Here is a 15,685-nt window from a genome sequence, read left to right as displayed (position 1 = left end):
TCTGGTTCATGTTTTATATAGCGGCAGGCGGGAAAAGCTAGTCGGCCCCTGCGTTCGCCGAATTGTCTTGCCGCGCTGCCTGCCGTCGGGCGTCCACTTCGATGGCCAGTGCACCACCGAAAAACACCGCATAGGCGGACCAATAAATCCACAGCAGGAAGACCACAAGGGCACCCAGCGAGCCATAGACGGAGAAGTCCACGATCTGGGCGACATAGATGGAGAAGCCCTTCGACAGGCCCAGCCAGAGTGAGGTCGAGACCAGAGCGGCAATCGTCGAGGCGCGCCAGCTGACCGCCTCATGCCGCCGCCGCATCGTCATGCGGTAGAGCAATTCCAGCGCCACGAACATGACCAGGGCCGCCGTGGTCCATTCATTGAAGAAGCCCCGGATATCCAGCGGATCCAGGCCGAGAAAATCGAACACCTGACGCAGCACGACCGGGATGACCAGAACCGCCAGATTGGCGGCCGTCAGCAAGGCTCCGCCGATCAGGACCGATCCCATGGCCAGAATGTTGAAATGGATCACATTGCGGATGTCCTGGTCTTCAGCGAGGTGATTGAGCCCGGCGATGATCGCCTTTACCCCCCTCGAGGCAGCAAACAGGGCAATCGCCAGGGCGATCGCGCCATTGACCGACAGGGCGGAGATCGGCGCTTCTGCCAGACGGCCCAACTGGGCGAGGACGAAATCCTGCGCGCCGGGCGGCATGATCTCGGCGATACGCGCGATCTGTGCCTCGGCATCTTCGATCGAGTTGGTGAGACCATAGACGGACATGGCCAGGGCCATGGCCGGAAACAGGGCCAGCATGCCGAAATAGGACGCGCCGCCGGCAAACAGCATGACATCACGCGCCATGGAGCGGCTGATCGCTGCCACGATCACCGATGCCACTGTAAACAGAGGGTGTGTCCGCACCCTGTCCATCTTGATCTTCCTGATCATGTCTTCGCCCCGAAACCCCTGCCCCGTTTTTACCGGGGCCGCTATCTTACGGGAATCGGTAAATATGTCGCGTGGTGCAAGCGGGAGTGGCCCGATTGCGGTGACAGGATAACCCCATGTCCTTTTCCAAGGCAGTGGAGCTGCTGCAACTGGCGAAAATGGCATCGAACTATGCCGGCGTCTCCCTTAGCGAGATCGAGTCGGAATTCGAATGCGTGCGTCGTACGGCCCAGCGAATGACGGATGCGCTGGTGCGGGTCTTTCCGGACACCGAGGATTATGTCGACAGCCAGGGCCATAAGCGCTGGCGCGTGCCACGGCGCAAGGTCGCCGAATTCTTCGCGCCGACGGCCGATGAAGTGGCAGCGCTGGAACTGGCCGGCACCACGCTGGAGCGTCAGGGTCTGGGTCCCGAAGCCGCCCAGCTGCGCTCCCTGCGTGAAACCATCAATATGCTGCTGCCGGACAAGCGACGGCCGGGCCTGGAAGCCGATGAGGAAGCCTTGCTGGAAGCCATGGGTCATGCCGCCCGCCCCGGCCCGCAGCCCGTCTCCGATCCGCGGATCGATGGCGCCATCGCCGAGGCGCTCAAGGGGCCCTTCGTGCTGAAGATCCGTTATCGCGGCCGCCAGGACCAGGAAGCGAGCACGCGGGAAGTGGAACCCTATGGGCTGCTGCTGGGCGCACGGCGCTATCTAGTGGGACGTGACCGGGTGCGCGGTGATGGCATCATGCGGCACTACCGGGTCGAGGATATCGCGGAGGCGGAGGTTACCGAGGACTGGTTCGCGCGGGATGAGGATTTCGATCTGGAAACCTATGCCAATCGCTCATTCGGGGTCTTCCAGAATGCGGCGGAGTTCGGCGAAGTGGTCTGGAAATTCACACCGCGGGCTGCGGCCCATGCGGCGCGCTTCCGCTTTCATCCCGACCAGACCAGCGAAACGCTGGAGGATGGCTCCCTGATGGTCCGCTTCATGGCGTCAGGATTGCTGGAAATGTGCTGGCATCTCTATGCCTGGGGCGATCAGGTCGACGTGATCCAGCCGCAGGCCCTGGCGGACATGGTCCGGGATCACCGCCGCAGCGACTTTCCCGGACTTCCCTGAACAGGACTGCCCCGAGCGGAGAGCCGTCGCCGATGCATCAGCGGACGGCGATACGGACCTGGTCGGAGTTCTGCCAGGAGGGCATGGAATGGCCGTCGGCGGCACTCATGGCGAGCTGGTAGCCCTTGGCCAGATAGCGGCAGATCGAGCGGACATCTTCCACATGGACACAATCGATCGTGTCACCGGGACGCTGCATGCGATAGAAACCGTCACGGAAACGGTGCGGGACCATGTTGCGCAGTGCGCCACCGGCACCTTCGACATAGGCATTGATTGCGATCGCCATCGGGCTCTCCATCTCGTGTGTTCTTCGATGATTGGAGAATGCCAGAGCGCCCGGACAAAACCTGTCACCCCTCAATCGGCCTGTGCAGACACGCCAAAAAGAAGAAGCGCCGGTCGTTGGGGGCGACCGGCGCTTTGGGCTATCTATTCGATATAGAGACCGGCCAACGAGCGAGGGACTACAGGGTGTTCGCCGTTCTCGAGATTGACCCTAGGTCCTGCGCGCTGAACCCGACATGAACAGAAAGCTGAACGAAAATTTTTACGGCTTCATGCGCTTGCTTGTCAGGCCAAATCGGCTTGGCTATCGGTCAATCGGACGGGTGACGGCGACGCAATGAATTCGGCTCGGAAACAACAGGAATGGACACAGGACCGGCTTGGCCAGGCCCAGGCCGCGCATCTGCGTTTCCTGACCGGCCAGCCGCAGGGACGCCGTGCGGTGTTCTGCGGCGACAGTCTGCAAGGGCTCGACCTGTCGGGCCAGGATTGGCGCGATGCCGATTTCTCCAATTGCCTGCTCGATGGCTGTTGCCTCGATGGCGCTGATTTTTCGGGTGCCAAACTGGCCGGTGCCTCGCTGAAACAGGCCAGCCTGATCGCCACCCATCTGGACGGGGCCGATTTGCGCGGCTGCGACCTCACCGAGGCCCGCCTCATTGCCTGTACGGCACTGGGAACGGACTTCCGCGAATTCGCCTCCAGCGATTCTGACGGGAAATTCTCCAGCAAGCCTGCGCGCCTGGATGGCGCCGACCTCGCCGGCGCGGCGCTGGGCAAGGCCCGGCTGGCCGGTGTGAGTGCGCAAAAAGCCTGTTTTGATGATGCCGATCTCGGTCTCGCCCGGCTCAATCGGGCGGATTTGTCCGGCGCCAGCCTGCGCGGTGCCCGTCTCAAAGGCAGCGATCTGGGCAGCGCCAATCTGGAAGGTGCGGACCTGCGTGGCAGTGATGAGCGCCAGGCGCGGACCGAACAGGCGAGCACGCAGAACTGTCAGACCGGTGCCGATCCCGCTCGCCGCGAACCGCCGGAGACCCGCCAGCCGGACCGTCCGGCCGACACCCTGTTCGACAGGCATGAACAGCGTGTGGCCGGCCGCAAGCCGGACGAGGTGGATCTGTCCGGACTGGATCTGACCGAGGCCCGAGAAACCCGGGGACGCGCCCTCACCGCGCTGCGCGCGATGGGTTCGGACCTGTCCGGCCTGGATCTGACGGGCGCGCAATTGCAAGGCGCGCGCTTGTCTGGCTCCGATCTGCGCAGCTGTATCCTGCACAAGGCGGACCTGCGCGGCGCCGACCTTTCGAACACGCTGATGTCCCATGCCGATTTGTCCGGAGCTGATCTGTCCCCGCTCATGCTGGGCGCTGGCCGGGTCCTACCGGTCAATCTGTCCGGGGCCAGCCTGCGCTTTGCGGATCTGAGCGGCGCGCAATTCGACCAGACACGGCTGGACGGTGCGGACCTCAACTATGTCCGCATCGACCGGGACAGCCTGACCGCACTGGGTCTGCCCGGTGAGCAGACCCGCACGGCGATCACCCGCTAGATATCCCAGCTGTCCAGAATGGCCTCACGGTCGGATCCGGGCACAGGTGCCGGTCCCTGGATCGCGGCCGGTGTGCGCGAGAAACGCGGCGCCGGTGCCGGATGGCGAAACCCGTCCATGTCCTGATAGGTCCCGCGCTCCACCATGTGCGGATGGGCGGCGCTTTCCTCATAGGTCAGGACCGGTGCGAAGCAGGCATCGGTGCCTTCCAGCAGGTCGCACCATTCATCCCTTGTCTTCTGCTTGAAGATTTCCGCGAATTTTTCCTTGCCCGATTCCCAGCCCTTGCCGGTCCAGTCATTGGGATAATCGGCCATGTCCACGCCGAGCTTCTCGCAAAGCAGGGCGTAGAATTCCGGCTCCAGCGGACCGACCGAGACATGCTGGCCGTCCGCGCATTCATAGACGGAATAGAAGTGGCAGCCGCCATCCAGGAGATTGTTTTCGCGCTGGGTGTTCCAGATCCCGGCGGAGATCAGCTGGTGCTGGGAGGCCATCAGGGAAACCGCGCCGTCAACAATGGCGGCGTCGACGACCTGCCCTTCCCCCGTCGTTCGCGCATGGGTCAGGGCGGCCAGCACGCCGAAGCCGAGATACATGGCGCCGCCACCGAAATCACCGACGAGATTGAGCGGGATGGCTGGTTTTTCCTTCGGCCCGATTGCGCCAAGGGCACCGGTGATGGAGATATAGTTGAGGTCGTGACCGGCGGCGTGGGCCAGCGGACCATATTGGCCCCATCCCGTCATGCGGCCATAGACCAGGGCCGGGTTTTCCTTCAGGGCGACATCAGGCCCCAGGCCCAGGCGCTCCATCACGCCGGGACGATAGCCCTCCAGGAGAATGTCGGATTTGGCGATCAGCTTGCGGCACAGGGCCAGCTCGTCTTCATCCTTGAGATTGAGGGCAATCGAGCGCCGACCGCGCCCCATGATATCGCCGGAACCGCCGCCATGGGCGCCCGGACGGTCGATGCGGACCACGTCTGCGCCCATGTCGGACAACATCATTGCGCAGAAGGGTGCCGGTCCCAGACCAACAAACTCCAGCACTTTAACGCCTTTTAGAGGACCTTGGGGTTTCATATCGCCAACCTTTGATTCGTCTGTTCCAGAAGCGTGGCACTTGTGACAAACTCACGAAATACGGCATCAGCAATCAAGTCGGCAGGGGGACGCATGGGACGCACGCTGGATGTCCTCGTATTCGGTTTGTCCGAACGAGTGGACACCTTGGCGGACCAGCTGGGTCGCCTTGCCCTGACTTGTCGCATCGTACGCGCCGACACTCCGCCGGCCCGGCGCAACCAGTCCTGGGCCGGGGGCATTATCCTCGCCGATTGTGACAATGATGTCCGCGATGGTCTCGCGGCCTTCTCCCGTTTTGCCGGTGAGGATTATCCGGTTCTGGTCGTCGGCCCGACAGGTCTGACCGCCGATGAGCATGTCGATGCCTGGCTGCGCGAACCGGCTCCCGCCGTGCAGATTGCGGCGCGTATCCGCGCCCTCTTCCGCCTCAGCGTGATGGAAACCATTGCCGAGCGCCGGACTGAAGTCACCCGGCTCTATGGCCAGCGCACGCCCGCCGCAGAACGTGAAGAAACGCCGCCGGCCATCCTCTATGTCGGCGAAGCCTCGCCGCGTTTCATGGGGTTGAAGCACGCGCTGGAAACGGCCGATGCCGATGTGGTCGCCGCTTTCTCCTCCTATTCCGCCTTCGACTATTTGCATGAACGGCCGTTTGATGCGGTGGTGCTGAATGCGGTCGGCAAGCGCGATATCGCCTTCACCATTTCCTCGGCCATGCGCCGCAATGCCCGGCTCTATCACACGCCGGTCCTGCTGCTGGCCGACACGCTGGACAATCAGGCGGCCGAAGAAGCCTTTGCCCGCGGCGTGTCCGACATCCTGCCGCCCAAGGCGGATGATGAAGAATTGCGCGAGCGCGTGTTGACGCTGACCCGCGAACGCCGCCGTCGTCGCCACGCCAAGAACGCCCTGGAAGCCTGCCGCGATCCGCGTTCGCTGGAAATCGAGACCGGTCTGTTCAATTCCGGCTTCCTGACCTCGCACATCCAGGATCTGCTCAATGGCGCAGCGCGGGATGAACTTTATTTCGCGATGATCGCACTTCAGGTCGTGCTGCCAGAGGGCTCCAGTGCCCCGGATTCGGTCTCGGCCGAGAAAGCCCGCCGCCAGTTTGCCGCCATGCTGCGGCATTTGCTGCGCACGGAAGATGCCGCGGCCCGTTTCTCCGAAGATACCTTCCTCGCCGTCCTGCCCTTCACGGACACGCCCGGCATTGATTGCGTCGCGGCCCGCGTGGCGGCGATTGCGGAATGCACAGCCTTTGAAAGTGATGATCCGCTTCAGCCCTTCCGGCTGAGTGTCCGGGCTGCACCGGTTCAACCGCGTCCGGGTGAAACGGCGGAAGCCCTCGTGGAACGCGCCCTGCGCGGCCTCCAGCGCCCCAATCTCATTACGGCTCAGGCCTGACCTGACGACCGGATCCAGTCAGGCCTTCTGTTCGCGGACCCACAGCACCAGACCACCCGCCAGCAGGAGCAGGGCTGCAAAGACAATTCCGCCACCGCCGAGGATAAAGGGTGTGGCCTTGTTGAGCGTGTTTTCCTTGCCGGCCCAGGCAAAGGCCAGCAAGGCCAGGGGCAGGCAGAGAATGGCGGCCTTGAGGCACGCTCCGGACAAGCCCTTTAAATGGGCCCGGACCTGCAGCATGGCGGCCAGAAAAGCCATGAAGCCGAGGCCCGTGAAAATCATGAAAACCGGTTCCAGATAGTCTTTCACCGCTTGCCTCCCCGTTTGATCTGACAGGAGATTAGCGAATAGCGGCCTGTTGATGATCCCCCGAACGGGGGAGGCTTCAAACGGTCTCTTCAGCGGCTTTCCGGGCCCGCACGGCGATATCCGCCAGCGGCGACAGGGCCCGTTCAACGGCCCGCAAGCGATCTTCCGGCGCGTCCCATTCGGCGCGCAGCACGATCTTGTGGTCCGGACGGATTTTCCAGAGCGCCGGATTTTTCTGCAAATGACCGACAAGGCCCGGCGGATCGATGAATTTGTCGCCGCGGAAGCTGATGACAGCCCCCTTCGGTCCGGCATCCACCTTCTCCACACCGGCATGCTTGCACAACGCCTTGACGGCGACGACACGCATCAGGGTTTCCACTTCCTGCGGCAGCGGTCCGAACCGGTCGATCAGCTCGGCGGCAAAGGCTTCGCGCTCGGTCTTGGTATCGAGTGAGGACAGGCGGCGATAAAGCTGCAGGCGGACATCGAGATCCGGCACGTAATGATCCGGGATGAGAACCGCACCGCCGGCATTGATCTGCGGCGACCATTCGCCATCGCTCTCTTCCTCGCCGCCACCGCGCAGGGAGGCGACCGCCTCTTCGAGCATGGACTGGTAAAGCTCGACGCCGACATCCTTGATATGGCCGGACTGTTCCTCGCCCAGTAGATTGCCGCCGCCGCGCAGATCCAGATCGTGGGAGGCCAGGGTGAAGCCGGCACCCAGACTGTCCAGAGACTGCATGACTTTCAGGCGCTTCTCGGCGCTGTCCGTGATCTTCTGGCGCATCGGCGTGGTGAGATAGGCATAGGCCCGCGTCTTGGACCGCCCCACCCGTCCGCGCAGCTGGTAGAGCTGGGACAGGCCGAACCGGTCGGCCCGGTGCACGATGATCGTATTGGCCGTCGGGATATCGATGCCGGATTCCACGATTGTCGTGGACAGAAGGACATCATACCGGCCCTCATAGAAGGCGGTCATGATGTCTTCCAGCTGGCTCGGCGCCATCTGGCCATGGGCGGCGATGAAGCTGACCTCCGGCGCATTATCGCGCAGGAAGGCTGCCGTATCCTCCAGATCGGAAATGCGCGGCACCACAAAGAAGGCCTGTCCTCCCCGGTATTTCTCGCGCAGCAGGGCTTCGCGGATCGAGACCGGATCGAAGGGGGCCACATAGGTGCGCACGGCGAGACGATCGACCGGCGGGGTCGCGATGATGGACAGGTCGCGAATGCCCGTCAGGGAGAGTTGCAGCGTCCGCGGGATCGGGGTCGCCGTCAGGGTCAGCACGTGGACATCGGAGCGCATCTCCTTGAGGCGTTCCTTGTGCTTCACCCCGAAATGCTGCTCCTCATCGACGATCAGCAGGCCGAGATCGGAGAATTTCACGGTCTTGGCGAGAAGCGCATGCGTGCCAATCACGATTTCGGCCTTGCCGGCCGAGAGTTCATCGCGGGTTAGCTTGGCTTCCTTGGAACTGACCAGGCGGGAGAGCTGGCGCACCTTGATCGGCCAATTGCGGAAACGCTCCTGGAAGGTCTTGTAGTGCTGCCGGGCCAGGAGTGTGGTCGGTGCCACGACCGCAACCTGCTGGCCGCTCATCGCCACGACAAAAGCCGCACGCAGGGCCACCTCGGTCTTGCCGAAACCGACATCGCCGCAGATCAGCCGGTCCATCGGCCGGCCCTTGGCCAGATCCCCGAACACATCCTCGACTGCATTCAGCTGATCATCGGTTTCCGCATAGGGGAAGGCTGCACAAAACTCGTCGAACACGCCGCTTTGCGGTTCGATCGGTTCGGCCTTGCGGGCCAGGCGTTCCGCCGCGATCTTGATGAGCTGGTCGGCCATGTCGCGCAGGCGTTTCTTGGCCTTGGCCTTGCGCGCCTGCCAGGCGACCCCGCCCAGCTTGTCCAGCTGGGCCGTCTCGGATTCCGCGCCATAGCGCGAGAGCAGTTCGATATTCTCGACCGGCAGGTAGAGTTTGGACTGCCCGGCATATTCCAGCTCGATACAATCGTGTGGCGCATCGCTGACCGGCAGGGTTTTCAGCCCGATGAAACGGCCCAGGCCATGGTCGGCATGGATGACCAGATCACCCGGCGAGAGCGAACCCGCTTCGACGATGATATCCGCAGACTTGCGCCGGCGGCGGGGGCGCGCCAGGCGATCACCGAGAATGTCCTGTTCGGACAAGACAGCGATCTCGGCCGTCTCGAAGCCGCGCTCCAACGGCAGGATGACCCGTGCCACCTTTCCAGGCTGGAGCTTGGCGACGTCCTGCCAGTGCTCGCAGGCCACGACACCGCTGATGCCGTGATCGCCCAGCACGGCGGCCAGACGTTCCGAGGCCCCACCGGACCAGGAGGCGAGCACGACGCGTTTGCCGTCCTTGGACAGGGCGCGGACATGGGAGGCTGCGGCGTCGAAGACATTCGTGTCCTGGGCGGCGCGTTCGGCGGAGAAGGTCTTGCCCTGCTTGCCGCCGGCATCAATCGTCTGCGGGCCCGGTTCCTGGAACGCCGTATAGCGGCGGACGACGCGATCCTTGAGGGCGGACTGCCAGTCGGTTTCCGTGAAATAGAGCGCGTCGGCCTTCAGCGCCCGGTAGGTGGGCGCGGAGAGCGCATTGTCATGCTTGGCTTCGCCGGCCGCGATCCTGGCCTCATAATAGTCGGAGACCTGGCTGATCCGCTCATCCAGCGCATCTTCGCTGAGATGATCGAGCGCGACCATGGCGTCCGCCGGCAGGAAGTCGAAAGGCGTGGACAGCGTGTCGTAAAAGAGCGGCAGCCAGTGCTCCACCCCGGCGGGACGAGCGCCGGCGCTGACCTGTTCATAGATCGGGTCGTCATGCACTGCGCCGAAGGTCTTCACAAAACCGGAGCGGAAGCGTGACACGCTGGCCTCGTCCAGCAGGACCTCGCTGACCGGGGTGAAGGCGATCCCGTCCATCTGCTTGGTCGAACGCTGGGTTTCCGGATCGAAGGCGCGGATGGATTCCAGCGTATCGCCGAAGAAGTCGAGACGGACCGGTTCCGGCGCGCCGGGCGGATAGACATCGACCACACCGCCGCGCACCGCGAAATCACCCGGTTCCATCACCGTGGCGGTGCGGGCATAGCCATTGACGCTGAAATGCTGTTTCAGCGCTTCCACATCGACTGTGGCGCCCGGACGGACCGAAATGCCGGCATCCGCCAGCACGGCATGCGGCGGGCAGCGCTGGGCCATCGCATTGACGGTGGTGACCAGGATGGAGGGAGATTTCAGATCGCCGGAGGCCAGACGGGCCAGGGTCGCAGCGCGGCGGGCCGCAACGCGCGGAGACGGCGAAATCCGGTCATAGGGCTGACAGTCCCAGGCCGGCAGGCGCAAGACCTCGATATCAGCCGCGAAGAATTCCAGCGCCGAGACAAAGGCCGCTGCGCGCGAGTCATCACGGGCAATGAAAACATTGAGCCCGCCATGGGCGCGGGCCGTGTCCGCGAAGATCAGGGCATCCAGGCCTTCCGGGGCCCCACAGACCGTGGCGGCACCCTTGGCCCGGGCGATCATTTCAATATCGACCATTGCGCCCTGCTCTTTTCAATCAGCCCTTCGGCCCGTCACCAAAGGCGGCATCGGTGTGGGGACGATAGGCTTTGACCCGGTCCATGATCGGCGTGTCGAATTCTTCCGGCGTCGGCTCGCGGCCGATGATCCAGCCATACAAGTCCTGGTCCTGCTGGTCGAGCAATTGCTCGAAGACCAGAAGCTCATCCGGCGACATGCCGTCGATATTGTCGTCGCAGAACCGGCCCAGGATCAGGTCGGCTTCCTTGAAGCCGCGCCGCCAGGCCCGGATGCGAAGTTTCTTGCGGAGGATTTCGGGGCTTTCACTCATGTCCGGCGATATAGTCTGCCAGAGCCGCGACGTCGACCGGTGGCAGCGGCTGAACTTGCCGCTAAGGTGCGGTCACGATGCGTCCCGAGATTCTCTTCCCCCTCTTCCAGGATGTGACCGCCCTGCCCGGGATCGGTCCGCGCCTGGCCACACTGCTGGCCAAGCTGACCGGTCCGCGGGTGAAGGATGTGCTCTTCCACAAGCCCGTCGGAATGGTCGACCGGACCCGCCGGACCACGGTGGAAGAGGCGCCGGAGAATGAGATCGTCACGCTGAAAGCCGAAGTGGAAGAACACATTCCCGGCCGCCGTCAGGGCCAGCCCTACAAGGTGCGCATGTATGACGGGACGGGCTTTCTCCACCTGGTGTATTTCCATGGCCGTCCGGATTATCTGAAAAAGCAATTGCCGGTCGGCGAAACCCGGATCGTCTCGGGCAAGTGTGATCGCTATGGCTCGGAAATCCAGATCCTGCATCCCGATCTGGTGATGACCGAGGAAGAGGCGGACGAGACCCCGCTGCTGGAGCCGGTCTATCCGCTGACGGCCGGCATCGTCGCCAAGACGATGCGCAAGGCGGTACACGGCGCGGTCAACCTCTGCCCGCCCCTGCCGGAATGGCTGCCGGACAGTCTCAAGGACCAGCATGCCTGGCCTGACTTCCAAAGTGCCGTGCGCCAGCTGCACGCACCGCAATCCCTCGCCGATCTCGATCCGGAAACCCCGGTGCGCGAACGCCTGGCTTTTGATGAAGTCTATGCCCGCCAACTGGCGCTGCAGCTCGTTCGCTCCCGCCGCAAGGCCCAAGCCGGACGGCCCCTGCAGGGCGATGGGAGCAAGGTGAAAGCCCTGTTGGCGGCCGCGTCCTTTGCACCGACCGGTGCCCAGACGCGGGCCTTTGAGGCGATCAAGGCGGATATGGAATCCCCGGCTCACATGACCCGGCTCCTGCACGGGGATGTCGGTGCCGGCAAAACCTTTGTGGCGGCCCTTGCCGCCGCGCAGGCGGCCGAGGCGGGAACGCAGACGGCGATCATGGCGCCGACCGAGATTCTCGCCCGCCAACACGCAAAGACCCTGGCACAACTTCTTGAACCAGCCGGGCTTTCCGTGATTGCCCTGACGGGCCGGGACAAGGGCAAGACGCGCGCAGACCTGTTGCAGCGCATGTCAGAGGGTTCGGTGGATGTGATCTGCGGCACGCATGCGCTTTTCCAGGAAGGGATCGAGTTTGGCGATCTCGGACTCGTGGTGATCGATGAGCAGCATCGTTTCGGCGTTTCCGACCGCATGCGCCTGACCGCCAAGGGCCGCCGTCCGGACACGCTGGTGATGACAGCGACACCGATCCCGCGCACCCTCTCCCTTGCCGTATATGGCGATCTGGACGTCTCACGGCTGGACGAGAAGCCCGCCGGGCGCATCCCGCCGGAAACCCGGCTGATCAATATGGAGCGGTTGGACGAAGTCGTGGACGGGGTCCGGCGCGCCATTGATCGTGGCGACCGCGTCTACTGGGTCTGTCCGCTGGTCGAGGAATCGGAGATGTCGGAACTTTCGGCGGCGGAGGATCGCTGGCGGCATCTCAAGGCCCAGCTGGGGGAAAACCGCGTCGGCTTGCTGCACGGGCGGATGAAACCGGCGGAAAAGGAAGCCATGGCCACGGCCTTCCGCGCCGGGGAAATGGATGTCCTGGTGGCCACCACAGTGATCGAAGTCGGTGTCGACGCTCCCGATGCCACTGTGATGATCATCGAGCATGCCGAACGCTTCGGCCTGGCCCAGCTGCACCAATTGCGCGGACGGGTTGGCCGGGGCGACAAACCCTCTTCCTGCCTGCTTCTGTACAAGGGGCCGCTGGGCGAAACCGCCCGCGCCCGTCTGGAAATGATGCGGGCCACGGATAACGGCTTTGAGATTGCCGAAGAAGACTGGCGCCTGCGCGGGGCGGGTGATCCGCTTGGCCTGCGCCAGAGCGGCTTACCCGCTTTCCGGCTCGCCGACATGGAACGCCATGGCGATCTCATCGCTATCGCCAATGACCAGGCCCGGCTGGATGTCCATAATGACCCGGAATTGGCGGGTGAGCGCAGTGAGGCCCTGCGGGTCCTGCTCTATCTGTTCGAACAGGACCAAGGCGTGCGCCTGCTCAAATCAGGCTAGGTTTTCCGGATCGGTGACTTCAGGTGGCAGGGTGTCCTGCACGTCAGCCGGAAGCTTGTCCGGCGAGACCATGCCGAAGGAAATGATCAGCTTGGCGGCCTCTTCCACCGACATATCGATCGGCACCGTATTGGAACGCGGCGTATAGAGCAGGAAGCCGGACGTCGGGTTCGGCGTGGTCGGTACGAAAAGGCCGATCACATCCTCGGCGATATTCTTGCGCAATTCCGCATTGCCATTGGCCGAGACGAAAGCGACGACCCAAGTCCCCTTCATCGGGTATTCGATCAGCACGACTTCCTTGAAGGAATTGCTCTTTCCGGAAAATACCGTCTCCACGATCTGCTTGATCGCGCCGTAGATATTCCGCACCAGGGGAACGCCCGCGAGGATGCGTTCGCCCAAGCCGATGATCGAACGACCAAAAATATTGGCTGCGAGGGCGCCCAGCAGGGTCAGCAGAAGCACTGCGATCAGCACGCCCAGGCCCGGAATGGTGAAATCACCGGGCAGGTAATTCTCCGGATTATATCGGGCGGGGATCAGTGGTTTGACGACATTGTCGACGAAATTCACGAATGTGACGATGAGATAGAAGGTCACGCCGAGCGGTGTGACGATGACAATCCCGGTCAGGAAACTATTGCGAAGCCAGCGAAACATGGCATTCCCGTTCAAGAACAAGGCGCGAAGCGCAAACTGGATGATTCCCCCAAGCGGGGAATACACTACGTGATGGTTGCGGTGCCGCCAATCGCGCGCAAGTCTGTCACGCTGGCAATGCCCGGAAGAGAGAGATTCTCATGCTCGCGAGTCCCGTAACCCTGGCCCGATGGATGATCCTGACGGGTGCCGGCATTCTGCTGGGCCTAATCCTGGCGGCCAGCTGGCTGCTGCGGGACCAGATCTTCCAGACCTTCCAGGACCCCGGCGAACCCTTTCAGACCTATACACCGCCGCCTGGCGCCGATTATGCCAGCGCGGAGGCCTGGTATGCCCGTGGCGATTTCACAGATGCCGATGAACCCGCCGTCTTCTTCGTGCACCCCACCACCTATTCCGGCGGCTCCAACTGGGTGGGTGAGCTGGACAAGGCGAGCACGGTGGAGGCTGTGGAGCGTTCCGCCCTGCCCAATTACGCCGCGCCCTTCGCCAATTCCGGCGTCCTCTTCGCACCCCGCTATCGTCAGGCCTCTCTCTACACCCTGATGAATAATCGCGAGGATTCCCTGCTGGCCCGCGAATTTGCCTATGGCGATGTGCGCATGGCCTTTGAGGCCTTCCTCGCCCAGATTGGCGAGGATCGTCCCATCCTGCTCGCAGGGGTCGGCCAGGGCGGGTTTCATGTGCTGGGCCTTCTGATGGAACGGGTATCGGGTGATGAAGACCTGCGGGCCCGCCTGATTGCGGCCTATGTGCTGGAAACCCCGGTGCCGCTGGACCTGTTCACCGGCCCGCTTGCCGATATCCCGCCCTGCGAAACGCCTGCAGATGTGCGCTGCGTGATGGCCTATTCCTATGTCGAGCAGACGGATGATCAGCGCATCCGGATCCTCACCGAACGCATGATGACCTGGACGGCGCCCGGGCAATTGGATTTCGTGGACGGGCGCGGTCTGCTCTGCGTCAACCCGATCCTGGGTACACGTACGGATGAGTATGCTTCGGCCCGCCTGCATCGCGGTGCTGTGGCTGCCGAAGGCCTGCCGCCGGACGCCACGCCGGCGCCGCTGTCCGGGCAGACCGGGGCGCAATGTGCGGACGGGCTGCTCTTCATCGAACCGCCCACCTCGCCCGCCCTGCAGCATGGCCGCCGTCTGGCGGAAGAGTACCGGGTTCCACCCTTCAATCTCTTCTATGAGGATTTGCGCCTGGATGCGGCGCGGCGCAGCCTGAATCTGATCACACTCCTCCAGGACGAGCGGCGCTGGGCGCCGCCCATCATGGATGTGGAGGATGTGGAAGACTCGCCCGTCGTGCCGATCCCGGACCGGCGCGAATACTGATCAGTATCAGTAGCCCTTGGCGAGCTGGTCGAATTCCAGCAGGCGTCCGATCAGGGCTTCGAACTCGTCCAGCGGAACCATGTTCGGACCGTCAGACGGGGCATTGTCCGGATCGGGGTGAGTTTCCATGAAGACGGCGGCAACGCCGATCGACACGGCGGCCCGTGCCAGGGTCGGCACGAATTCGCGCTGACCGCCCGATGTGGTGCCCTGACCGCCCGGCTGCTGCACCGAATGGGTCGCATCGAACACGACCGGAGCCCCGAAGCTCGCCATGATCGGCAGGGACCGCATGTCGGAAACCAGGGTGTTATAGCCAAAGCTGGCACCGCGCTCGCAGGCCATCACATTCGGATTGCCGGCCTCGGTCACCTTGGCCAGGACATTCTTCATGTCCCAGGGCGCCAGGAACTGGCCCTTTTTGACATTGATCACCTTGCCCGTCTTGGCGGCGGCGACGAGAAGATCGGTCTGGCGGCACAGGAAGGCCGGGATCTGGATGACGTCGACGGCCTCAGCGGCGATCGTCGCCTGTTCGGCGGTGTGCACATCGGTCAGCACCGGAAGCCCGGTCGTCTCACGAATTTCGTTGAACACGGCAAGCGAGGCATCCAGCCCCATGCCGCGCGCGCTGGAGATCGAGGTGCGATTGGCCTTGTCATAAGAGGTCTTGTAGATCAGGCCCACGTCCAGACGGTCCGCGATTTCCTTGAGCCGGCCGGACACTTCCAGACCATGTTCCCGGCTTTCCAGCTGGCACGGACCCGCAATCAGGGTCAGGCGCTTGTCATTGCCGATCTGGATCGGATCGCGTCCCGGACGCGGGACGGAAATCACGGAATTGGGCTGGCTCACTTCACATTCTCCTTCGCGACTGCGTTCCGCGGTTGAGGCCGCTCCCCCGTTCAGGGGATCGCAGTCCGGT

General features: G+C 63.3%; 13 protein-coding genes. 5 read left to right on the top strand and 8 right to left on the bottom strand.

Annotated features, from left to right (window positions below):
* Positions 1-37: 37 nt before the first annotated feature.
* Positions 38-952, bottom strand: coding sequence for a YihY/virulence factor BrkB family protein (locus tag I0K07_RS07885; RefSeq protein WP_203292296.1), 915 nt, complete (start codon positions 950-952; stop codon positions 38-40).
* Between the two features lie 116 nt (positions 953-1,068).
* Here I0K07_RS07885 and I0K07_RS07880 point away from each other — a divergent pair, with 116 nt between their 5' ends.
* Positions 1,069-2,061 (top strand): helix-turn-helix transcriptional regulator, encoded by a 993-nt coding sequence (locus I0K07_RS07880; protein WP_203292295.1) that lies wholly within the window; start codon positions 1,069-1,071, stop codon positions 2,059-2,061.
* Between the two features lie 37 nt (positions 2,062-2,098).
* Here the strand turns inward: I0K07_RS07880 and I0K07_RS07875 are convergent, their stop codons facing one another.
* Entirely contained in the window at positions 2,099-2,350 is a 252-nt protein-coding gene (locus I0K07_RS07875) for a hypothetical protein (RefSeq protein WP_203292294.1), read from the bottom strand.
* A 336-nt stretch (positions 2,351-2,686) separates the two neighbouring features.
* On the opposite strand from I0K07_RS07875, the gene I0K07_RS07870 reads away from it, so the two are divergent.
* A complete protein-coding gene (locus I0K07_RS07870) occupies positions 2,687-3,898 on the top strand; it encodes a pentapeptide repeat-containing protein (RefSeq protein ID WP_203292293.1) in 1,212 nt (403 codons plus the stop codon).
* Here the strand turns inward: I0K07_RS07870 and I0K07_RS07865 are convergent.
* Positions 3,895-4,983: a CaiB/BaiF CoA transferase family protein gene (locus I0K07_RS07865; protein WP_203292292.1), complete on the bottom strand. Its 1,089-nt coding sequence runs from the start codon at positions 4,981-4,983 to the stop codon at positions 3,895-3,897. The two genes, I0K07_RS07870 and I0K07_RS07865, sit on opposite strands and share 4 nt — an antisense overlap.
* 93 nt (positions 4,984-5,076) lie before the next feature.
* Between I0K07_RS07865 and I0K07_RS07860 the strand changes: the two genes are divergently transcribed.
* The gene (locus I0K07_RS07860; RefSeq protein ID WP_203292291.1) at positions 5,077-6,393 is read left to right on the top strand and encodes a diguanylate cyclase domain-containing protein; all 1,317 of its coding nucleotides are present in this window, start codon (positions 5,077-5,079) and stop codon (positions 6,391-6,393) included.
* Positions 6,394-6,411: 18 nt separating this feature from the next.
* Here the strand turns inward: I0K07_RS07860 and I0K07_RS07855 are convergent, their stop codons facing one another.
* The 3 genes from I0K07_RS07855 to I0K07_RS07845 all read right to left on the bottom strand — a co-directional run bounded on the left by I0K07_RS07855 (position 6,412) and on the right by I0K07_RS07845 (position 10,592).
* Positions 6,412-6,702 carry a hypothetical protein gene (locus I0K07_RS07855; RefSeq protein ID WP_203292290.1) on the bottom strand — a complete coding sequence of 97 codons (291 nt, stop codon included), beginning with the start codon at positions 6,700-6,702 and terminating at the stop codon, positions 6,412-6,414.
* A 76-nt stretch (positions 6,703-6,778) separates the two neighbouring features.
* Positions 6,779-10,279: a transcription-repair coupling factor gene (mfd, locus tag I0K07_RS07850; protein ID WP_203292289.1), complete on the bottom strand. Its 3,501-nt coding sequence runs from the start codon at positions 10,277-10,279 to the stop codon at positions 6,779-6,781.
* A gap of 19 nt (positions 10,280-10,298) precedes the next feature.
* Positions 10,299-10,592 (bottom strand): FAD assembly factor SdhE, encoded by a 294-nt coding sequence (locus I0K07_RS07845; RefSeq protein WP_203292288.1) that lies wholly within the window; start codon positions 10,590-10,592, stop codon positions 10,299-10,301.
* A gap of 77 nt (positions 10,593-10,669) precedes the next feature.
* Here I0K07_RS07845 and recG point away from each other — a divergent pair, with 77 nt between their 5' ends.
* Positions 10,670-12,754, top strand: coding sequence for an ATP-dependent DNA helicase RecG (recG, locus tag I0K07_RS07840; protein ID WP_203292287.1), 2,085 nt, complete (start codon positions 10,670-10,672; stop codon positions 12,752-12,754).
* Here the strand turns inward: recG and I0K07_RS07835 are convergent.
* On the bottom strand, positions 12,746-13,417 hold the full coding sequence (locus I0K07_RS07835) for a DUF502 domain-containing protein (RefSeq protein ID WP_203292286.1): 672 nt from the start codon (positions 13,415-13,417) through the stop codon (positions 12,746-12,748). The genes recG and I0K07_RS07835 overlap by 9 nt on opposite strands.
* Positions 13,418-13,557: 140 nt before the next feature.
* On the opposite strand from I0K07_RS07835, the gene I0K07_RS07830 reads away from it, so the two are divergent.
* Complete coding sequence (locus tag I0K07_RS07830; RefSeq protein WP_203292285.1) at positions 13,558-14,760, top strand: DUF3089 domain-containing protein; 1,203 nt, start codon at positions 13,558-13,560, stop codon at positions 14,758-14,760.
* Positions 14,761-14,766: 6 nt separating this feature from the next.
* Here the strand turns inward: I0K07_RS07830 and kdsA are convergent, their stop codons facing one another.
* Positions 14,767-15,615 (bottom strand): 3-deoxy-8-phosphooctulonate synthase, encoded by an 849-nt coding sequence (gene kdsA, locus I0K07_RS07825; protein ID WP_203292284.1) that lies wholly within the window; start codon positions 15,613-15,615, stop codon positions 14,767-14,769.
* Positions 15,616-15,685 lie beyond the last annotated feature (70 nt).

It is taken from the genome of Maricaulis parjimensis (assembly GCF_016817355.1).
Lineage (GTDB): Bacteria > Pseudomonadota > Alphaproteobacteria > Caulobacterales > Maricaulaceae > Maricaulis > Maricaulis parjimensis.
This window is presented reverse-complemented; position numbering and strand designations above follow the sequence as displayed.